Source organism: Microbacterium sp. UBA837 (assembly GCF_002296025.1).
GTDB lineage: Bacteria > Actinomycetota > Actinomycetes > Actinomycetales > Microbacteriaceae > Microbacterium.
In genome coordinates this window covers 1-20,032 of sequence record NZ_DBHD01000106.1, presented here as the reverse complement: position 1 = coordinate 20,032, position 20,032 = coordinate 1, and the positions used below count along the sequence as shown (strand labels likewise).

The 20,032-nt window shown below is 67.3% G+C and carries 21 protein-coding genes; 12 read left to right on the top strand and 9 right to left on the bottom strand.

The annotated features are described in order from the left end of the window. Positions 1 to 32: 32 nt before the first annotated feature. The 4 genes from B3587_RS07895 to B3587_RS07880 all read right to left on the bottom strand — a co-directional run bounded on the left by B3587_RS07895 (position 33) and on the right by B3587_RS07880 (position 3,930). On the bottom strand, positions 33 to 947 hold the full coding sequence (locus tag B3587_RS07895; protein WP_374198005.1) for a CPBP family intramembrane glutamic endopeptidase: 915 nt from the start codon (positions 945 to 947) through the stop codon (positions 33 to 35). Then, positions 944 to 1,603 carry a tRNA (guanosine(46)-N7)-methyltransferase TrmB gene (gene trmB / locus B3587_RS07890; protein WP_228177635.1) on the bottom strand — a complete coding sequence of 220 codons (660 nt, stop codon included), beginning with the start codon at positions 1,601 to 1,603 and terminating at the stop codon, positions 944 to 946. The genes B3587_RS07895 and trmB overlap by 4 nt, the downstream gene beginning before the upstream one ends. An 89-nt stretch (positions 1,604 to 1,692) precedes the next feature. Continuing rightward, the gene (locus tag B3587_RS07885) at positions 1,693 to 2,982 is read right to left on the bottom strand and encodes a mannosyltransferase family protein (RefSeq protein ID WP_228177634.1); all 1,290 of its coding nucleotides are present in this window, start codon (positions 2,980 to 2,982) and stop codon (positions 1,693 to 1,695) included. Between the two features lie 108 nt (positions 2,983 to 3,090). Beyond that, entirely contained in the window at positions 3,091 to 3,930 is an 840-nt protein-coding gene (locus B3587_RS07880; RefSeq protein ID WP_292727686.1) for a DUF3097 domain-containing protein, read from the bottom strand. 139 nt (positions 3,931 to 4,069) lie between these two features. On the opposite strand from B3587_RS07880, the gene B3587_RS07875 reads away from it, so the two are divergent. The 4 genes from B3587_RS07875 to B3587_RS07860 all read left to right on the top strand — a co-directional run bounded on the left by B3587_RS07875 (position 4,070) and on the right by B3587_RS07860 (position 8,181). Further along, positions 4,070 to 6,094: a TPM domain-containing protein gene (locus tag B3587_RS07875; protein ID WP_292727684.1), complete on the top strand. Its 2,025-nt coding sequence runs from the start codon at positions 4,070 to 4,072 to the stop codon at positions 6,092 to 6,094. Positions 6,095 to 6,136: 42 nt separating this feature from the next. After that, positions 6,137 to 6,874, top strand: coding sequence for a PspA/IM30 family protein (locus B3587_RS07870; RefSeq protein WP_228177631.1), 738 nt, complete (start codon positions 6,137 to 6,139; stop codon positions 6,872 to 6,874). 12 nt (positions 6,875 to 6,886) lie between these two features. Beyond that, positions 6,887 to 7,702, top strand: a complete 816-nt coding sequence (locus tag B3587_RS07865; protein WP_292727681.1) for an arginase family protein — start codon at positions 6,887 to 6,889, stop codon at positions 7,700 to 7,702. Between the two features lie 65 nt (positions 7,703 to 7,767). Then, positions 7,768 to 8,181 (top strand): Fe-S oxidoreductase, encoded by a 414-nt coding sequence (locus B3587_RS07860; RefSeq protein ID WP_228177629.1) that lies wholly within the window; start codon positions 7,768 to 7,770, stop codon positions 8,179 to 8,181. Here B3587_RS07860 and B3587_RS07855 read toward each other — a convergent pair. Continuing rightward, positions 8,171 to 8,884: a tyrosine-protein phosphatase gene (locus B3587_RS07855; RefSeq protein ID WP_292727679.1), complete on the bottom strand. Its 714-nt coding sequence runs from the start codon at positions 8,882 to 8,884 to the stop codon at positions 8,171 to 8,173. The two genes, B3587_RS07860 and B3587_RS07855, sit on opposite strands and share 11 nt — an antisense overlap. 126 nt (positions 8,885 to 9,010) lie before the next feature. Between B3587_RS07855 and B3587_RS07850 the strand changes: the two genes are divergently transcribed. From B3587_RS07850 to B3587_RS07825, 6 genes are all read left to right on the top strand, one after another. Continuing rightward, complete coding sequence (locus B3587_RS07850; RefSeq protein ID WP_292727677.1) at positions 9,011 to 9,958, top strand: alpha/beta fold hydrolase; 948 nt, start codon at positions 9,011 to 9,013, stop codon at positions 9,956 to 9,958. Positions 9,959 to 10,082: 124 nt separating this feature from the next. After that, a complete protein-coding gene (locus B3587_RS07845; protein WP_228177626.1) occupies positions 10,083 to 11,594 on the top strand; it encodes an ABC transporter substrate-binding protein in 1,512 nt (503 codons plus the stop codon). Positions 11,595 to 11,677: 83 nt separating this feature from the next. After that, positions 11,678 to 12,628 carry an ABC transporter permease gene (locus tag B3587_RS07840; RefSeq protein ID WP_292727676.1) on the top strand — a complete coding sequence of 317 codons (951 nt, stop codon included), beginning with the start codon at positions 11,678 to 11,680 and terminating at the stop codon, positions 12,626 to 12,628. Further along, positions 12,625 to 13,554, top strand: coding sequence for an ABC transporter permease (locus B3587_RS07835; RefSeq protein WP_228177624.1), 930 nt, complete (start codon positions 12,625 to 12,627; stop codon positions 13,552 to 13,554). Before B3587_RS07840 ends, B3587_RS07835 begins: the two co-directional genes overlap by 4 nt. Then, positions 13,551 to 14,342, top strand: a complete 792-nt coding sequence (locus B3587_RS07830; RefSeq protein WP_228177623.1) for an ABC transporter ATP-binding protein — start codon at positions 13,551 to 13,553, stop codon at positions 14,340 to 14,342. The genes B3587_RS07835 and B3587_RS07830 overlap by 4 nt, the downstream gene beginning before the upstream one ends. After that, positions 14,339 to 15,187 carry an ABC transporter ATP-binding protein gene (locus B3587_RS07825; protein ID WP_292727673.1) on the top strand — a complete coding sequence of 283 codons (849 nt, stop codon included), beginning with the start codon at positions 14,339 to 14,341 and terminating at the stop codon, positions 15,185 to 15,187. Before B3587_RS07830 ends, B3587_RS07825 begins: the two co-directional genes overlap by 4 nt. Here B3587_RS07825 and B3587_RS07820 read toward each other — a convergent pair. From B3587_RS07820 to B3587_RS07810, 3 genes are read right to left on the bottom strand one after another with little or no spacing between them, the layout of a single operon-like run. Next, positions 15,120 to 15,758: a GNAT family N-acetyltransferase gene (locus tag B3587_RS07820; protein ID WP_228177621.1), complete on the bottom strand. Its 639-nt coding sequence runs from the start codon at positions 15,756 to 15,758 to the stop codon at positions 15,120 to 15,122. The genes B3587_RS07825 and B3587_RS07820 overlap by 68 nt on opposite strands. Positions 15,759 to 15,767: 9 nt before the next feature. Next, complete coding sequence (locus B3587_RS07815) at positions 15,768 to 16,466, bottom strand: uracil-DNA glycosylase (protein ID WP_292727670.1); 699 nt, start codon at positions 16,464 to 16,466, stop codon at positions 15,768 to 15,770. A gap of 3 nt (positions 16,467 to 16,469) precedes the next feature. Continuing rightward, on the bottom strand, positions 16,470 to 16,970 hold the full coding sequence (locus tag B3587_RS07810; protein ID WP_292727668.1) for a phosphoribosyltransferase: 501 nt from the start codon (positions 16,968 to 16,970) through the stop codon (positions 16,470 to 16,472). Between the two features lie 63 nt (positions 16,971 to 17,033). Between B3587_RS07810 and B3587_RS07805 the strand changes: the two genes are divergently transcribed. Further along, complete coding sequence (locus tag B3587_RS07805; RefSeq protein WP_292727666.1) at positions 17,034 to 18,542, top strand: MFS transporter; 1,509 nt, start codon at positions 17,034 to 17,036, stop codon at positions 18,540 to 18,542. Positions 18,543 to 18,671: 129 nt separating this feature from the next. On the opposite strand, the gene B3587_RS07800 is transcribed toward B3587_RS07805, so the two are convergent. Beyond that, positions 18,672 to 19,448: an SDR family oxidoreductase gene (locus tag B3587_RS07800; protein WP_292727664.1), complete on the bottom strand. Its 777-nt coding sequence runs from the start codon at positions 19,446 to 19,448 to the stop codon at positions 18,672 to 18,674. A gap of 138 nt (positions 19,449 to 19,586) precedes the next feature. On the opposite strand from B3587_RS07800, the gene B3587_RS07795 reads away from it, so the two are divergent. Next, positions 19,587 to 20,032, top strand: a 446-nt coding sequence (locus B3587_RS07795; RefSeq protein WP_292727662.1) for a PLP-dependent transferase, incomplete at its 3' end; no start/stop codon positions are given.

The window sequence follows — 20,032 nt, the reverse complement described above, 5'->3', positions numbered from 1 at the left end:
TCGCCTGAACGAACACCAACTCGCGTGAACGATCAGACGAGAAAGAACCCGTCGAACAGGCCCGGATTGTGGGCGTGGACGAGGACGGCGAAGACCACCGCGTCGAAGAGCAGATGCACGGTGACGACGTACGCGAGTGAGCGGGTGACGAGGAAGATGTAGCCCTGGAGGAGGGCGAACGGGATCGTCAGGAGCGGGCCCCACGCCTGGTAGCCGAGCTCCCACAGGAACGAGACGAACACGATTGCCTGAAGCAGGTTCGCGGTGATCGGATGCATGTGCCGGAGCAGCAGGACAAAGACCGTGCAGATGAAGAAGAGCTCATCCCAGATGCCCACGGCACCCACGCCGACGAACAGCCGGGCGATGAGGTCGGGAGTGTCAACCACCGGCCAGTTCAGGTACACACCCGAGGTGATGAAGTAAAACGGCAGGATGAGCCACCCGAGCACGAGCACGCCCACAAGCCACGCCCACTGAAACCACGTCCAGCGCCCGCCACCTCGCCACGGGAATCCGATCGCCCGATCTCGGTAGACGAACCGTGAGACGAGATACGGAACTGCCACCGCTCCCCCGAGTGCCACCGCGAAACGCACGATGGCGAGGTTGTCGAGCTCGGCCTTGAGCGGGATGGCACTGACGATCAGCATCCCCATCGCAATGAGCGAGAGATCCCGAACGATCGAGGGCTCGCGAGACACGGCCCGGGCCGTATCCGACCGCTCCCCCGCCCGTGTGGTCAGGCGGACCGTAGCGGGCGCGAACCGCTCCACCAGGACCGCCGCGATCAGGCCCGCAGCCAGGAGCGTCCACCCGAGCCACGGGATCAGCGCGACGAAGAACGCTGGAGCTGCCAGTACGACCAGCGAGGCCGGAAGGACGCGCCACGAGAGCGCAGGAAGCCTATGCGGGGCACTGTGCGCGGCATCCGCGTGGCTGCTCACGCAGACCGCCGGTAGGTGAGGTCACGGATCTCGCGCCCGGCACGAGTGCCCTTGCGCTCGAAAGCCGTGAGCACGCGCCCGTCGAAGCGGGGCGCCCACTCGCCGTCGAAGGCGCGAGTGAAGCCCGGCGCAGCGTCCAGCACCGTAACCATCTGGTCGGCGTAGTCCTGCCAGTCCGTGGCGAGTCGAAGAACGCCATCCGCACGCAGAACGGACGCCGCGAGCGCCGCGAACTCGGCGGTCACCAGCCGCCTCTTGACGTGCTTCTTCTTGTGCCAGGGGTCAGGGAAGAAGATCCACAGTTCGTCGACGGATGCCGAAGGCAACAGATGCTCGAGAACCTCGGGAGCGTTGCCCTCCACGAGTCGGAGGTTCTCGAGGTTCGCCCGGTCGGCATCGAGCATGGTGCGCGCGAGGCCGGCGCGGAAGACCTCAACAGCAAGGAAGTTCGCTTCCGGCCGGGCCGTTGCCGCGTGTACGATCGCGTGCCCCTGGCCCGACCCGATCTCGACGATCAGTGGCGCCGTCCGTCCCCACACCGTCGCCGGGTCGATTGTCGATTCGGCCCGGATGCTCGTTGAGGCAGCATCCCGTTCGACGGGGATGAGCATGCGAGGACTGACCTCGTTCCAGGCCCGCTGTTGCGCCTCCGACATCCGGCCGCTTCGGCGGACGAACGAGACCGGTTTCAGACGAAATCCCGTCGGGGCCTCATGGGGAGATGTCACAGCAGGCGCCCGACCGGTCACGGATACCCGATGGTCCACAGCAGGAACACCGCCACCACCTGCAGACCGAGACAGCCCAGCAGGAGCCACTGCCTGCGATGCTGCGTCGATGAGAAGCGCTCGTCGCCGAGCAGCGGTGAGAGCGGCATCATGAGGCGGAAAGTCGACTGCTGCGGCAGGAAGACGCCGAAGAGGTAGAGGCCGTAGCTAGCCGCGTACGCGACGATCACCAGGCCCAGCTTGCGCGTCGGCTTGGAGAAGATCCACCAGGCGAACGCCGCCATGATCGCCAGCACGACGAGGATGCCGAACACGTTGAGGTACGTGCCGAAGAACCGGAACCACGGCGTCAACGGCACGAAGTCGCCGGTACCGACGAGGGGAATCCACCAGGCGGTCTCGGTGCGAACGTAGGCGTGCGGAATGCCGGTGACGGCATCGGCGATGTAGGTCCACGACAGACCCGCCGACGCGATCGCTATCCCGCTCGCAGCAAGGCTGAGGCGCTGGGTCCAGGGGAATGGATCGGTGCGGTGCTGCATCCACCGCACCAGGAACACGATGCCAAGACCCAGCGCAAGAGCGAGGACGCCGGGGCGGGTATAGGCGGCGAGCACACCCACGGGCAGGATGAGGAGGTACTGGCGCTTGATCGCGAGGAGCAGGGCTGTGAAAACGAGCAGCAGGAAGAGCGACTCGGCGTACGCGAGCACGTAGACGAAGGAGAGCGGGGCGAACGTGAACAGCACGATGCCCCACCAGGATGCCTGCGGCGTGGTCACGCGCCTCAGCAGGAGGAAGAGCACGAGGGTCGCGCCGAGGCTTGCCGCGATGCTCACGATGACCCCGATGATTCCCTCGTTCACGCCGGTGAGGTCAGAACCCACCCGCTCGAGAAACGGCAGGACCGGGAGGAACGCCCAGTCGTTGGTCTGGACGATCCCCTCCTCCATCGGAAGCCGGATCGGATAGCCGGTGCGTGCGATGTTGAGGTAATGGTCGGCATCCCACCCCGTGAGGAACGTGAGAAAGCTGCGCACGTGGATGCCGAACGGACCGAATCCCAGGTCGGCGAGGCGCGAGATCTCGAAGAACATCCACAGCAGCCCGAAGTTCACTGCGCGGCCGATCGCCCAGATTCCGACGACCTTTGTCAGCGTCCCCGATGCGATCGGTTCAACGCCGACGCGCGGCGAGGTCAGGTCGGCAAGCCATGCACCGAGAGCGCGAGGAACGCCTCGCCATCTCCGGGAGGAGGGGGCTCTCCGAGGGGAGAGCGCGACATCCTGTCGAGAGGTGGGAACCACTGGTGACCTTTCGCGCACACAAAAGGAGGCGAGAACCCCTTCTTCTTAGTATGCCAGCACCGAGCTGGGAACCTCGTGCCGCTCCATTCACCTGTCGTGCGGCGTGCCCTACTGCGGTTCTGTGACGTAATCGATCAGCTCTTCCACGCGGCCGAGCAAGCTGGGTTCGAGGTCCCGGTAGCTGTCGACCGCACCGAGGATCCGACGCCAGGCACGCGCCAGGTCCGCGGGGGTATCGCTCGGCCAACCGAGGGCGCGGCACGTCCCGACCTTGATGTCGACGCCGCGTGGGACGGTCGGCCACGCGCGAAGCCCGAGCGACCTGGGCCTGACGCATTGCCAGACGTCGATCTCGGGATGGCCGACGATGAGAACGCTCTTGCCATGCCGTCCGCGGGTGATCTCCGCGGCAATGCGCGCCTCTTTCGAGCCCGGAACGAGGTGATCGACAAGGATGCCGTACCGGCGGCTCGCCGATGGGGGCTCCTCATCGAGCATGGCGGCGAGGCGGTCGATTCCTTCGAGGTACTCGACCACAACACCCTCGGCACGCAGGTCATCTCCCCAGACCTTTTCCACCAGCTCCGCGTCATGGCGACCCTCGACGAGGATGCGGCTTGCCCGGGCGACGCGCGCCCGCTGTTGGGGAGCCGCGAACGAACCGGATGCCGTGCGCTGGGGTTGCCGCGATGCAGCGGGCCGGTGAGCGACGAGCACGACGTGCGAGCCGTCCAGGAGGAATCCGGGTCCCAGCGGAAATCTGCGTCGCATCCCGAAGCGGTCCTCGAGCTCCACGGTCGCGGCATCCGCCTGGGTCACCGCGCCACAGAATCCGTCTGCCTGCACCTCGATGACAAGACCCCGCTCTGCCGGCACGCTCGCACTCTCGGAGCGCCCGTGGCCGCGCCAGCCGTTTGCGAGCACGTCAGTTCCATAGCGATCATCCACCACCGCACCTGCCTTCCGGGCACTCACCCTACGACGCACGCTGTGAGGATCCGGTGCGCCCCGCGGAGCGCTTCCGCACGGGCGCACGGCATCAATAGGATCGAAGGGCGCAGGCTGTGGCGCGCCAGGAGGGAAATCAATGCCGACTCGGTGGTCGTTCGGGGCGGTCGCGAGCGCGCTCACTGTCGCGCTCGCGGCGCTGCTCAGCGCCGCGGCACCCGCGTTCGCGACCGACCCGGTCACGCTCGACTCTGCGTACGTGCTCGACGAGGTCGATGCGCTCAGCACGTCAGATGAGGCAGCGGCCAACGCCCGGCTGGCAGATCTTTACGCGTCGACCGGGGTTGATCTCTATGCCGTATTCGTCGACGACTTCACCAATCCGTCCGACAGGAACGAGTGGGCTGATGCCGTTGCGTATGACAACGGGCTCGGGCAAAGCCAGTACCTTCTCGCGGTTGCTACCGACTCCCGGCAGTTCACCATCTCAGCTGACTCGTCGGGTCCTCTGAGCGAAGACCAACTGCTGGCAATCGAGGCGGATCTCAAGCCCTTCCTCAGCTCCGGTGACTACCTCGGGGCGATCACAACGGCAGCCGATAGCTTTGAGACAGCGCTCACCGGCGGATCCGGGGGCGGCGGTTTCTTCGCGGTCGTGCTGCTCGTCATCGTGGTTGCCGCCCTTGCTGGCCTGGTCTTGTGGATCGTCATCCGTTCGCGGCGAAAGCGAAAAGCTGATCCGCAGGCGGTGAGCCTCGACGAGCTCGCGCGGCGCGCCGCATCGGCACTCGTCGCAACCGACGATGCCATCACGACCAGCACCCAGGAACTCGGGTTCGCTCGCGCGCAGTTCGGCGACGCTGCAGCTGCCGAGTTCGAGAAGACCCTCGCTGCTGCACGAACAAGCCTCACGGAGGCGTTCTCACTGCAGCAGCGCCTCGACGATGCCGAACCCGACACTGAGGCTCAGATCCGCGAGTGGAACCTCGCGATTCTCGACCTGTGCAAGAAGGCGAACGCAGCGCTCGATGAGAAGGCCGCGGAATTCGAAGCACTGCGCGAGCTGGAGCGCACCGCTCCGCAAGCGCTCGAGCGCGTTGCCCAGGACCGCGAAGAAGCCTCAGCCGGCATAGCCGGCGCTGAACGCGCGCTCTCTGACCTCGAGGCATCGTTTCACCCGGACGCCATTGCGACCGTTGCTGACAACCCCGAGCAGGTCCGCGAGCGCATCGCCTTCGCTGACACTGCGCTCTCCAAAGCCCGGCAGGACCTCGCTGCCGGCAAGACAGCAGAGGCAGCGGTCGCGATTCGCGGCGCCGAGGATGCTATAGCCCAAGCACTGCAGCTGGAGCACGCGATCGACACGCTGGCACGGGACCTGCGGCAGGCTGCAACGACCGCGCAGAGCGTCATCGCCGAGCTCGAGGCCGACATCGCTACCGCGCGCGCACTTCCCGATCCCGATGGGCGTCTGGCCAGCGTGGCTGCCAGCACGACGCAACAGGTCGCGTCGGCCCGCGCTCTCTTGGATGCCTCCCAGCAGCGCCCGCTCGCGGCGTTGCACGCACTCCAGGAGGCGGACCGGCAGATTGACGAGGTGCTGCAAGCAGCGCGGGATGCTCAGGCCCAGGCGCTGCGAGCCCAGCAAGCGCTCGCGCAGATCACGGCGCAGGCAGGTGCTCAGATCTCCGCTGCAGACGACTTCATCGCTGCCCGGCGCGGCGCGGTCGGCGCACAGGCCCGGACGAGGCTGGCCGAGGCGCGCGCGAGCCTGGCCACCGCGCAGCAGGTCCAGGTTTCCGATCCGGCGCAGGCCATCCCGCACGCGCAGCGCGCCGAGCAGCTCGCGGCGCAGGCGATCCAGGCCGCGCAGCGCGATGTGGGGGCCTTCGACGTCGGCGGGTACGGCGGCTCCCGCAGCGGTGGATCGAACGGCATGATGGGCGCGGTCCTCGGCGGCATCGTGCTCAATTCGATCCTCTCCGGCGGCGGCGGTTCGCGGCGCGGTGGATTCGGCGGCGCCATGGGCGGCGGATTCGGCGGGCGTTCCGGCCGCGGCGGATTCGGCGGGGGTTCCGGCCGCGGCGGATTCGGCGGCGGATCCCGCGGCGGTGGATTCGGCGGCGGGGGATCCCGGGGCCGCCGCGGCGGAGGCCGCTTCTAGGCACGATCATCACCACTCACATCCAGACGAAAGGACACACCGATGGCAAAGCAGTCCATCTTCGGACGCATCTCCACCCTCGTGAAGGCGAACATCAACGCGATGCTCGACCAGGCCGAGGACCCGCAGAAGATGCTCGATCAGCTGGTGCGCGACTACACCAACAACATTGCGGACGCCGAGGCTGCAATCGCTGAGACGATCGGCAACCTGCGCCTGCTCGAGCGCGACCACCAGGAAGACCTGCAGTCAGCGTCTGACTGGGGCAACAAGGCGCTTGCCGCGAGCCGCAAGGCCGATGAGTTCCGCGCGGCGGGCGATTCCGTGGATGCTGACAAGTTCGACAATCTCGCCAAGGTTGCCCTCCAGCGCCAGATCGCAGCCGAGAACTCGGCGAAGGCAGCAGCACCGCAGATCGCGTCGCAGACCGAGGTCGTGAACAAGCTCAAGGACGGCCTTAACGGCATGAAGCAGAAGCTCGAGCAGCTCAAGGCCAAGTCCGCCGAGCTGGTCGCGCGTCAGAAGACCGCCGAGGCTCAGACGAAGGTGGTCGATGCCGTCAAGTCGATCGACGTCCTCGACCCGACGAGCGAGCTCGGCCGCTTCGAAGAGAAGGTACGCCGCCAGGAAGCTATCGCGCAGGGCAAGACCGAACTTGCCGCCTCGAGCCTGGACGCCCAGTTCGAGAGCCTCGAGGACCTTGGCGAACTCACGGAGGTCGAAGCTCGTCTGGCCGCTCTGAAGTCCGGCGGCGCCGCGAAGCCCGCCATCGAAGGCTGATCGAACTCGCCGATGGCTCACTTCGTCATCACCCCGCAGTGGCAGGGCTCCGGGTCGGCTCGCGCGATGCAGCTGATCGACGGCGCCGAAGCCATCGCGGGCGACCTCCCGGCTTCGGCCTGCACCCGCTTGGAGGTGCCGGTCGAAGCCGGTGAAAGTCTGGACACGGGCATCCGTCGCGCCAGCTCACTCGGACGCATCCGCGACCTGGTTCGGGATGCCGTAGCCGCTAGATCGGAACCGGTGGTGGTGATCGGCGGGGACTGCGGGGTGTCCCTCGGTGCACTGGAGGCCGTCGCCGCCGAGGATGTTGCGGTCGTCTGGCTCGATGCGCACGCCGATCTGAACACCCCGGAGTCCTCACCCAGCGGAGCGTTTTGCGGCATGGTGCTGCGCGCAGCTCTCGGAGACGGAGCGGATCGGCTCCGACTTGCCCGCGGCATCCTGACGCCCGATCGGCTCGTGTTGGCCGGCACTCGGGAACTGGACGACGCCGAGCAGCAGTACATCGATGAACACAGCATTCGCCGGGTGCTGCCCGGGGACCTGGTGGATCCCGAGGCGCTGGTCGCCGCTGTGGCCGACACCGGCGCGTCACGGGTCTACGTTCACATCGACCTCGACGTCCTCGATCCCTCCGTCATGACAGGGGTGTCCTTGCCCGTTCCGTTCGGGCCGACTGCCAGCGAGGTCATCGCCGCCGTCCGAGCCCTGCGTGACCGCTTCCCCCTCGCGGGGGCGACGATCGCAGAGTTCTCTCCCGCGTCTGCGGATGCCGCGATCGAGGACATGCCGACGATCCTGCGCCTGGTCGGGGCCGTGGCGTGACCCCGATTCCAACCCCGCCACCGGGGTGGGAGGCTAGCGCGGAGCGAGCCGTCGCGCGAGGTCGGATGCTGGATCGCTGGCTTCCGCTGCTGGACTCCTCGGTTTCGCGCGCCGGCGCCGTCGTCGGAACCGCCATCGGCTTCGTCTGGGGGTTCCTGTGGAGCACCGGCAGGGTGCGGCAGCATCGAGGCGCCGACGACACGGTGCTGTATGTCTTTTCCGGCATGCCCTCGTGGACGTTCCCGCGTGGCGGCGTTTGCGTCGGCGCCTGCTACCTCACTGCCGACAACGACGGCCCGCGCGTGCTGCGGCATGAGCTCGTCCACGCCAGGCAATGGCGGCGGTATGGGATGCTCATGCCGCTGCTGTACCAGCTCGCCGGCCGTAACCCGCTGCGCAACCGGTTCGAGATCGAGGCGGGCCTCGCGGACGGCAACTACATCCCGCGGCAGCGGCCGAAGAGAGCCGTCAGTCGATGAGCACCTCGTCCAGCGCGACGAGTTCGTCATCGCTCATGCCGTGGGCGCGCAGGTAGTCTCGCGGCGATCCGTACGCGGCGTCCAAGCTCGCGAGGAGCCTCGACATCGCCGCCGCCGGCGACTTCGTCGCCAGTTCCTCGAGGTTGACTGACTCCGGGTGGAACTGCCGGATGCGCGCGACCACGTCGCGGTTGCGCGAGGGCGGCAAGAGCGCCTCCGTCCGCGCATAGTCGGCGACTACGGCGTCCCGGTCGACCCCCGCAGCTGCCAACGTGATGGCCACGGTGACTCCCGTGCGGTCTTTGCCGACCGTGCAGTGCACCAGGACCGGCTGATCGGCGAGAACGCCACGAACGACCTCGACCACACGGGCCGCGGAGTCCTCCACGAGGCGGCGATACATCTCCGTGAGCGGAACGTCCTCGACGAAGAACGAGGCCACCGAACCCAGAAACAGCGGAACCCGCTGGACCACGAGTTCGCGGTCATCGAATCGGCTGGGCGCGCCGGCGACTTCGGCGTCGTCGCGAAGGTCGATGACGCGACGGATGCCGAGACCCGAGAAAGCACGGATGCCGTCCTCATCGAGCCGCGCGAGGTTCCCCGACCGGTACAGCACACCCGCCCGCGTCCGCGAGGCGCCGGCCGGCAGACCACCGGTGTCCCGGAAGTTGATTGCGCCGGAGATGTCGAGTGTGCTCACGTTCCTCGACCCTATCCCGGGCAGAGTGACCTGCGGCTGCGCGCACCCGGTCGTCGCCGCCGCCAGAGCGGGGCCACAATAGTGTCATTGCCCAAGCCACGCCCAAGCAGCCGAGGACGGACAGCGATGACCACGCCCGACGATGAGTTCCGGTTTCTGGCCACTGACGCTCGCAGCGTCGGAGTGGCAGGCGATCTCCCACCGGTCGAGCGCATTTCCCTCGCTCTCGACGACGGACGCACCCTGAGCGCCCTCCGCTTCGGTGACACACCGCCAGTGGTCACCTTTGTCCACGGCGCGGGCCTCAACGCCCACACCTGGGACTCGACGATCCTGGCGCTGGGTCTGCCCGCCCTCGCGATCGACCTCCCCGGCCACGGCGATTCGTCCTGGCGGCCTGACGCCGCCTATACCGCGGCGAACCTCGCTCCGGATGTGGCAACGGGCATCCGGGCGTGGACGTCGGCGCCACAGCTCGTCGTCGGACACTCGCTGGGGGGTCTGACCGGTGCTGCGCTGGCGGCATCCGTTCCCGAGCTCGTGACGCAACTGATCATGATCGACATCACCCCGGGCATCGATCCCAACGCAGAGGCTGCGCAGATCCGGGCGTTCTTCGCGGGACCGACCGACTGGGCCAGCCGCGACGAGTTGGTTGATCGCGCACTGGCCTTCGGCCTCGGTGGGGGTACCCGCGAGAAGGCCGAACGCGGGGTGTACCTGAACTCGCGAGTACGCGAAGACGGACGCGTCGAATGGAAGCACCACTTCGCTCACCTGGCGTCGGCCCTCGCGGCAGCGCCCGAGCTTGCCGCCCAGGTCGACGCGCAGCAGGATGCGCTCTCCGAGATCCTGTCGGCGACGGGATGGAACGATATCGCCGCCGTGACAGCGCCGCTGTCGCTGATCCGCGGCGAACAAGGCTTCGTGACGAGCGAAGATGCGGCGGAGTTCGCGAGGCGCCGGCCCGATGCCGTCGTCGTCACCCTCCCCACGGGTCACAACGTGCAGGAAGAGGCTCCGCTTGCACTCGCTCAAACCATCACGGAGCTGCGCGGCGCCGGGCAACGATGACGTCACGTTCGCCTCTCGATGAGGGGAACACAGCAACCGGACCCTAGAGTTATCTACCGCAGATCCCCTTCGTGCTCCGCGTGCCCACCACCTTCGCAGCGGATGCCCCCCGGAAAGGACTCCCATGTTCCGCCGCACCGCTCTGGCCGCGTCGGCCTTGCTCGCCGCGAGCGCCCTCGTTCTGACAGCCTGCACCGGAAGCAGTGACCCCGCATCGACGGCGACGGGGGCTCCTGACCCTGACGCATCTGTCGCGATCCGGCTCGTTCTGGAACCGGGGAACCTCGACATCCGGCAGACCGCGGGCGCCGCGCTCGACCAGATCCTCATCGACAACGTCTACCAGGGGCTCGTCGGCCGCACCCCGGAGCAAGACATCGTCCCTGTTCTCGCCGAAGAGTACGACGTGTCGCCGGATGGGCTGACGTACACGTTTTCTCTGCGCGAGGGTGTGACCTTCGGCGACGGGCAGGAACTCACTCCGCAGGATGTCGTGTGGTCGCTCACCACTCGCCGCGACACCCCGGAATGGGCTGACTCGGCTCGCCTCGCAAACATTGCGTCGATCACCGCCGAGGGGCAGGACATCACGCTCACCCTCTCCGAACCCGACTCAAGCCTGCTGTGGAACCTGACCGGTCGTGCCGGGCTGATCCTCAAGGAGGGCGACACCGTCGAGTACGCCACCGCCGCCAACGGCACCGGCCCGTTCCTGCTCGACTCGTGGCGCCAGGGCGACTCGATCACGTTCGTCCGCAATGACGCGTACTGGGGCGAACCGGCAGCCACGGCAGAAGTGGTGTTCGACTACATCCCCGAAACGCAGGCTGCCCTGAACGCGGCACTGGCCGGCGAGGTCGACGTCGTCACGGGGTTCGACGCCAACTTCACCGAGCAGATCGAAGCAGACGGCGGTTTCGAGGTCGTGCTCGGGCAGTCGACCGACAAAGGCACGCTCGCGATGAACCAGTCCGCCGGCAGCCCGCTGGCAGATCAGCGCGTGCGGCAGGCGATCCGTCAGGCGATCGACCACTCTGCATTCACCGACGCATTCGGCGCGGGCCAGACTCTCTACGGCCCGATCCCGGAACTTGACCCCGGCTATGAGGACCTCTCCGACGTCGCACCGTACGACCCCGACGCCGCGCGGCAGCTACTCGCAGACGCAGGCGCCGAGGATCTCGATCTGACGCTCACGATCCCGTCCTTCTACCCGACGACGATCCCGCAGATACTCGTCTCCGACCTCAACGAGGTAGGTATCACCCTCACGGTGAACAGCGTCGACTTCCCGACCTGGATCAACGACGTCTACATCAACAAGGACTACGACCTCAGCTTCGTGTTGCACACCGAAGCCCGCGACTTCGAGAACTGGGCGAACCCCGACTACTACTTCACCTACGACAACCCCGAGGTGCAGGAGCTCTACCAGGAGTCGCTTGCCGCAACTGACGAGACCGAAGCTGCAGCCCTCCTGGCCGAGGCTGCCCGGATCGTTTCCGAAGACGCAGCCGCAGACTGGCTCTATAACGGCGCATCCATCGTCGCCGTCGGAACGAACGTCACCGGGATGCCCTCCATCAACGTCAACGAACGACTCAACCTCGCCAACCTCGCCAAGATCGCGGGCTGAGGCGAGACTGACGGGGTCATCGTGATGCGTCGGCCCGCGCCCGCCCCGGCGGCGCGGGCGGTGTCGCTCATCCGGAGCGACCCGTGACCCGGTACGTCGTGACCCGGCTCGGGCTGCTCGCGGTGGGGCTCGCCGTGGCAAGCGCGATCATCTTCGTGACGCTTCGTGTTCTTCCCGGAGACGTAGCCCAGCTGATCGCGGGCACAAACAGCACGCCTGCGCAGATCGAGGGCATCCGGGAGCAGCTCGGGCTGAACAAGCCGTTGATCGCGCAGTATCTCGACTGGGTGGGCGGGGTCCTTCGGGGAGACCTTGGCGCGTCGCTACTGACCGGCACCCCGGTGGCAGAAGAACTCGCCGAGAAGGCTCAGGTCACGGTGCCCCTCGGCATCCTTTCGCTGACCATCGCGGTTCTCTTCAGCGTTCCGCTCGGTGTGGCCTCCGCGATCTGGCGCGGCCACCGCCGCGGCACCATCATGAGTGTCAGCGCGCAGACCGTCGCGGCTGTGCCGGTGGTGTGGGCCGGCATGATGCTTGTCGTCGTCTTCGCCGTATGGCTGGGGTGGCTGCCGGCGCAGGGGTTCCCGCGCAACGGATGGGACGACCCGGCCGCCGCGGTGCGCTCGCTGATCCTCCCCGCTGTCACGATCGGGATCGTGGAAGGCGCCATGCTGCTTCGCTTCGTGCGCAGTGCGACGCTCCAAGCCGTCGGACAGGATTACGTGCGCACAGCAGCTGCCAAGGGGCTGACCCGCACCACGGCGCTCATCCGGCACGGCCTGCCGAACGTCGGTTTGTCGGTCATCACGGTCCTCGGGCTCCAGGTCGCCGGAATCATCGTGGGCGCAGTCATCATCGAGCAGCTCTTCTCCCTTCCCGGCATCGGCCGCATGCTGGTTGACGATGTTGGCGCACGTGATCTACCCAAGGTGCAGGGCGAGTTGCTGGCCCTCACGGGCTTCGTACTGATCGTGGGATTCTTCGTCGACCTACTCCACCGGATTCTCGATCCCAGGCAACGGGAGGCGTCGTGACTCCCCCTCCGGATGGCGATCGCCGCACACCCCAGCAACCGACTCGGGCGCGGTGGCTCGGTCGCGTATGGGCGGTGCCGACGGGACGCTTCGGGATCTGCGTTGTCGTGGGAATCATCCTGGTGGCTCTGATCGCCTGGATATGGACACCGTTCGATCCGCAGCAGGTCAACGTGCAAGACCGCTGGCTTCCGCCCAGCTGGCCGCACCTGCTCGGTACGGATGGCGCGGGGCGCGACATCCTGAGCCTCGTGATGGCCGGCGCAGGGACGACGCTCTGGGTGGCAGCCGGGTCGGCGGTCGTGGCCACAGTGCTCGGAATCGCCCTGGCGAGCCTTGGCGCTCTCACCACGCGCTGGGTTCGCGAATCGGTGGCGGTCCTCATCGACATCCTTGTGGCGTTCCCCGTGCTGCTCGTGGCCATGATGATCTCCGCCGTGTGGGGCGGGTCGCTGTGGGTCGTGATCTGGTCGGTGGGAATCGGCTTCGGCGTCAACATCGCCCGCGTCACGCGACCCGAGCTGCGACGCGTCCTGCACAGCGATTTCGTGCTCGCAGGAACTGCGGCCGGCCTCAGCCCGACGCAGAATCTGTGGCGCCACCTCCTCCCGAACGTCGCACCGGTGTTCATCGTGCAGCTGTCGTGGGCGATGGCAGTCGCTGTGCTCGCCGAAGCCGGGTTGTCGTACCTCGGGTTCGGTGCTCCAGTGACCGAGCCCTCCTGGGGAGTCCTGCTTCAGGATCTCCAGGACTACCTCACCGTTTACCCGCTCGCCGTTCTCTGGCCGGGGCTGGCGATCACGGTGACGGTGCTCGGGCTGAACCTGCTCGGCGATGGCATCCGAGAGGCATCCGACCCGACTCTGGTCTCCAGGACCGGCGCAGCGCGTGCGTCGCGCACGCATATGCCCGAGGTGGTCTCATGAGCCTCGAAGTGCAGGGCCTCACCGTCGAGATCGGCGGCGAGCGCGTCGTCGACGGTGTCTCGTTCGGGATCCCGAACGGCGGCGCTGTGGGACTCATCGGTGAATCCGGATCAGGCAAGTCCCTGACGGCGCTCGCGATCATGGGCCTCTTGCCCGAAGGTGCGACGGCGTCGGGAAGCGTCAGGTGGCAGGGACAGGAGATCCTCGGCCTTGAGGAGCGGGCGCTCGCCAAGCTCCGGGGCGACGAGATCGGAATCGTGTTCCAAGATCCCCTGACAGCTCTCAATCCTGTCCGGACAGTCGGACGTCAGATCGCAGAGTCGGTTCGCATCCACGAGCGCTTGCGAGGCCGCGAGCTTCGGGAGCGTGCCATCGCCGAGGCCGCTCGCGTGATGCTGCCCGAGCCCGAGGCCATCATCAAGCGCTATCCGCACCAGCTCTCCGGGGGCCAGCGCCAGCGCGTGGCTATCGCCATGGCACTCGCATGCAGGCCCCGGCTGCTCATCGCCGACGAACCGACGACGGCGCTCGATGCGACAGTGCAGGCCGAGATCCTCGATCTGTTGCGCGGCCTCACCGCCGACGAGGACATGTCGCTGCTGTTCATTACTCACGACCTTGCAGTGCTCGCGCAGATCGCGACCCAGGCGGTGGTACTCGAGCGCGGTCGCGTCGTCGAGGCCGGCGAGGTTTCCCGCCTGCTCAGCGAGCCCCGCGCGACTGTCACCCAGGGACTGCTCAGGGACGCTACCGCGACGCTGTGGCGGGGCGAGGGCAGCGACGCATGAGCACCGAGTTCGTCCGCGCCGAGGGTCTCACCCGACGTCACCGCACCCCGTCCACGCGGCTTTTCGCGAAGCCCGCTGTCACAACGGCGCTGGATGCTGTCGACCTCACGCTCGAAGAAGGACACGCCCTTGGCGTCATTGGCGAGTCCGGGTCGGGCAAATCCACCCTTGTCCGGCTCCTCCTCGGCCTGGACAGACCGACCTCAGGTTCGGTCCACATCGACGGCCGCGAGGTAGACGCGTCGTCATCGGCGAGATCGCTGCGGTGGCTTCGTCGGGAGACCGGCATCGTCTTTCAGGACCCCTACGCCTCGCTCGATCCTCGTATGAGCGTGGGGCGCATCGTCGGCGAACCGCTGTGGGCGCTTGGCGTCACCGGGGACCGGCGAGCGCGGGTGCGGGAGGTCCTCACACAGGTAGGTCTGGATGCCGCGGCGGCCGACAGGTTCCCGCGCGAGTTCTCTGGGGGTCAGCGTCAACGAATCGCTCTCGCGCGAGCGATCGTGCACCGCCCCCGCCTGCTCGTCGGTGACGAGCCGCTGTCGGCGCTCGATGTCACGGTGAGAGCCCAGATCCTTGGTCTGTTCGACCGACTCAGACAGGACGAGGGGATGACGATCATCATGGTCTCCCACGACATCGGAGTCGTGCAGAACCTGTGCGATCGGGTGGTGGTCATGAAGGACGGACGGATCGTGGAGCGGGGCGAGACCTCCCGCGTCTTGCACGCACCGGAGGCTGACTACACGCGGGCGCTCCTGGCGGCGATCCCCTCGATCACTCCCCCGGGCGAGACTCCCGCGGAGGACCGCCGCGACGGAAGAGCCCCTTCTTCACCGGCTTGAGCGACTTCTGGAGGTAGATCGTTCCCAGCCACCGCCCGAACTTGAAGCCGACGCGGCCCATCCGGCCGACTTCCGTGAAGCCCAGCCGCTCGTGGAGTGCCACTGACGCCTCAGCGCCTTTGTCGCTGATGACTGCGACGATCTCGCGAATACCCTTCCGCTGACAGGCCTCGATGAGCGCCTCGAGCAGGGCCCGCCCGAGCCCCTTTCCAGCAGCTGCCTGACCGAGGTAGATGGAATTCTCCACGGTGTAGCGATAAGCCGACTTCCCTGCCCAAGGCTGGACGAGCGCGTACCCCAGGATCTGGCCTGACGGTGACTGTGCCACCAGGAAGGGCAGGTCAAGTTTGCGCAGAAACGCGAACTTCTCGCGCCACTGGGCGATCGACCACACTTTCTCATCGAAGGTCACGACGGAGTTGCGCACGTAGTAGTTGTAGATCTCCCGAATGTCGGGGATGTCGCGTTCCTCCGCGGCACGGATGACGTAGCTGAACGGCCCTTCGGGCTCCGGCCGCCGTCGCAGATGGAAGGGAAGCCGCCGCTTCTTCTCGTATTCCTCTTCCAGCATGAGATCAGCCTACGCCGACGGTTCCACGCGCCAGTCGATCGGATCCGCGCCCTGCTGCTCGAGCAGCTCGTTGGCACGGGAAAAGGGTCGCGATCCGAAGAATCCGCGGCTTGCAGACAGGGGCGAGGGATGCGGCGACTCGATGATCGGAGTCGATCCCAGCAGCGAGCGCAGGCCCCCGGCATCCCTCCCCCACAGGATGGCGACAAGGGGGTGGTCGCGTGCTGCCAGCGTGCGAATCGCGTGCTCCGTGACAGCCTCCCACCCCCAGCCACGGTGCGAGCCGGGAGCGCCCGGCGACACCGTGAGGACGCGGTTCAGCAGCATGACGCCCTGATCGCTCCAAGCCGACAGATCGCCGTGCGAAGCAGGCGGGATGCCGAGGTCGTCGTCGAGCTCTCGGTAGATGTTCGCGAGGCTTCGGGGCAGGGGCCTGACGTGGGCGTCGACAGCGAACGAGAGACCGATGGGATGACCCGGCGTCGGGTACGGATCCTGCCCCACGATGAGGACCCGCACGTCCGCCAGCGGCCGGGCGAAGGCGCGAAGGACCCGATCTCCTGCCGGCAGGTAGCGCCGCCCCGCCGCGACCTCGGCCCGCAGGCGCTCCCCGATGCCCGCGATCTGATCGGCGACCGGGGAGAGCGCATCGGCCCAGCCACTGTCGATCAGACCCGCGTCGGCGAGCTCTGGCAGAGACATCGCCATGGGTCAGGCCGATTCCCTCACCGCGGCATCCTGCTCGATGACCGACCCCTGCCACGACCACGGGAAATCGATCCACAGGTCGGTGTCTTTCCACGACCAGTCCGGACGGATGATCGTCGTCGGCTTCGTGTAGATGACGACGCTGCGCACAATCGCGCCTCGATCGGTCAGGAGGCGCACCGCGAGGTCGAGCGTACGCCCACTGTCGGCGACGTCATCCACGAGCAGGACGCGCCGGCCATCGAGGTAGGCCATATCCATCTCGGGAGGAAGAAGCTCGGGATCGGGGAGCACAGTGCCGATGCCGGTGTAGAACTCGACGTTGATCGCCCCGCAGTTCTTGATTCCCAGGCCGTAGGCGATGGCACCGGCAGGCAGGAGCCCGCCGCGGGCGATGGCGACTACCACGTCGGGCATGAACCCGTCAGCCACGATCGTGCGGGAGAGCTCGCGCGTCGCATCTCCGAAACCCTGCCACGTCAACGTTTCCCGCTCGGTCGTCACCGGTTCTCCTCTCGGTTGCCCCCGCACCAGACTAGGCGCGGCCGCGGTGCTATTCTCGCGGGCATGCCCGCCGCATCCGCCCTCGACCGGTTGCGCGGAACGGGCCTGGGAATCACTGCAGGGCTGATCGGCTGGTTCATCCTCGTCGAATTCGTCAGCGGCATCATCCAGGGCTACTACGTTCCGCTCTTCAGCGACATCGTCATCGACCTCGGCATCCATGACTCGGACGTGAACTGGTTCGAGGCAGCCCAGCTGTTGCTGTCTGCGATCGTCGTTCCGATTCTCGCGAAGCTCGGCGACATGTACGGGCACAAGCGCATCCTGCTGATCTCGTCGATCCTGACCGCCGCTGCCAGTTGGTGGCTCGTGTTCGCGGGAGACTTCTGGACGTTCCTGATCGCCTGGGCACTGCAGGGGTTCTACGTCGTCTGGCTGCCCCTCGAGGTCGCGCTCATCTTCGAGCGCGGTCGCCGCCAGAATCGGGGTGTCTCTTCCACTCGGCGCGCAGCCGGGCTCCTGGTCGTCGGGTTGCAGGCCGGTGCGATAGCCGGCGCCTTGGCCGCAGGAGCGATCTTCGAAGCCACCGGCGGCGATCTCACCGTCACGATGATGATCCCCGCGATCGCGGTCACCCTCATTGCCGGTGTCATCTGGCTCGGCGTTCCCGAGTCCGAGCCGACGCCCGGCCGGCGCCTGGACACGTGGGGGTTCGTGCTGCTGACCTGGGGCCTGCTGCTGGTCACCGGCGCCCTCGTCTACATGCGCATGATCCCGCAGCTCGACCTCGGCGAGAACGCGTGGTGGTGGGTGGTGGCCCTCTTCGCCGCGGGCATTGCCGTCTTCGTCTGGTTCGTGAAGTTTGAACTGCGCCAGGACGACCCCGCCATCGACATCCGCGTCCTGCGCCGTCCCGAGATGTGGCCGGTGCAGACGACGGCCTTCCTCGTGGGAATCAGCCTGCTCGGCGCCCAGGGGCCGCTGTCGACGTACGCGGGCACCGATTCCTCCCTCGGTTACGGTCTTGGACTGTCTGCCTCGCAGCGCTCCTACGTCATCGGCGTCTACCTGCTCTCCCTCATCATCGGCGCCATCATCTTCGCCGTCCTGTCCCGGCGCGCCAACCCGCGACTCATCCTGATCGGCGCCTCGCTTCTGGTCGGCATCGGCTACACGCTGTTCCTGCCGTTCCACGTCGAGCTGTGGCAGGTCCTGCTGAACCTCATGGTCGCGGGCCTCGGCTCCGGAGCCCTCGTCGGAGCGCTTCCGGCTGCTGCGGCAGCTGCGGCGCCCCGCGGACAGACCGGGATCGCGTCGGCGCTCACCAACACCACCAAGACTGTGGGCGGCGCCTTCGCGTCAGCCGTGTTCGGTGTGCTGCTGGCTGCAGGCGCCGGAGCAGTTGCCAGCGAGACCGCAGCATCCCTCGGCGGCTATCTCGCCGTCTGGGCTATCTGCGCCGGCGGCGGGTTCCTCGCGGCCCTGCTGTTGCTGTTCGTCCCGAAGGTGGCCTTCGCCGACACCGATACGAGTCAACTCGACGCGACCCGGGGCAGCTCCCAGCTCACCTGACCGCTCACCCGAGCGCGGCGCAGTCTCACATGTGTGCTGCTATTGTGCGCAACTGCGGCACATAAATGCGCAGCATCCGCACACAACGACCGCACACTCGTGACCGGTGGTGCAGGGCGAGCGGTCGGGCTACGGGAGGCGGGGCCGGAGCGGACCGCGGGCCAGCAGGTGCTGCGCCGACTGGGCAACGGGACGCATGGTGACGAGGTCGAGATTCACGTGGCCCGGCGCCTCCAGGGCGTAGCCGATGACGTCGGCGACGTCATCGGCGGTGAGCGGGTTCTGCACGCCCTCATAGACCGCCTGCGCACGCTCGCGATCACCGCCGACACGGTTCAGAGTGAATTCCTCGGTGTAGACCATCCCGGGGGCGATCTCGACGACGCGCAGCGGCTCGCCGTTCAGCTCGAGGCGCAGGGCGCTGACAAGCATCGACTCGGCTGCCTTGGCGGCGTTGTACCCGCCGCCTCCGGGGTAGGCCACCTGCGCGGCGGTAGAGGTCACGAAGAGGAGGTCGGCGTGAGAGTCGGATGCCGCAGCCTGCCGCAGCTGCGGCAGCAGCGCACGCGTGAGTCGCTGCACCGCGAGGACGTTGACGTCGTACATCCATTGCCAGTCGGACACGTTCCCGTCTTCGACCCGGTCGGTGCCGCGGGCTCCGCCGGCGACGTGCGCCAGGGCGTGCACGGGTCCGGAGCCGGCGAGGAACTGCGCAAGAGCGTCGACGTCGGCATCCGTCGTGAGGTCCGCCGCGAACGCGACGGCGCCTGTCTCTTCCTCCAGTGCCGCCAGGCGGTCGGCGCGCCGCGCCACAGCGACCACGTCCCACCCGCTCGAGCGCAGCCGGCGAACCGTCGCAGCACCGATACCCGAACTGGCTCCCGTCACCACAGCACGTCTGGTCATGCGTCAACGCTAGCTGCCGGGAGAGCGCCGGAGTGTTACGTCACATTTCCGCGCTGTTGTTGACAACGGCTCGTGTTCGTACTCTCGGTGGTGGCCGGTCGACCCGCCGACCGACCCCGAAGACTCAAGGAGCACATCATGTCCGCACCCGAGAACTGGAAGTTCGAGACCAAGCAGATCCACTCCGGCGCCGCACCCGACCCGACCACCAAGTCGCGCGCGACCCCGATCTACCAGACCACCTCGTACGTGTTCGACAACGCCGACCACGCCCAGAACCTGTTCGCTCTGGCCGAGTTCGGCAACATCTACACCCGCATCATGAACCCGACGCAGGATGTCGTGGAGCAGCGTGTCGCGGCGCTCGAGGGCGGCAGCGGCGCTCTCCTCGTCTCGTCCGGTCAGGCTGCGGAGACCTTCGCTGTCCTGAACATCGCGCAGGCCGGCGACCACATCGTCTCGTCGAGCTCGATCTACGGCGGCACGTACAACCTCTTCAAGTACACCCTGGCCAAGCTCGGCATCGAGACGACCTTCGTCGAGAACCAGGACGACCCCGAGGAGTGGCGTCGCGCGGTCCGCCC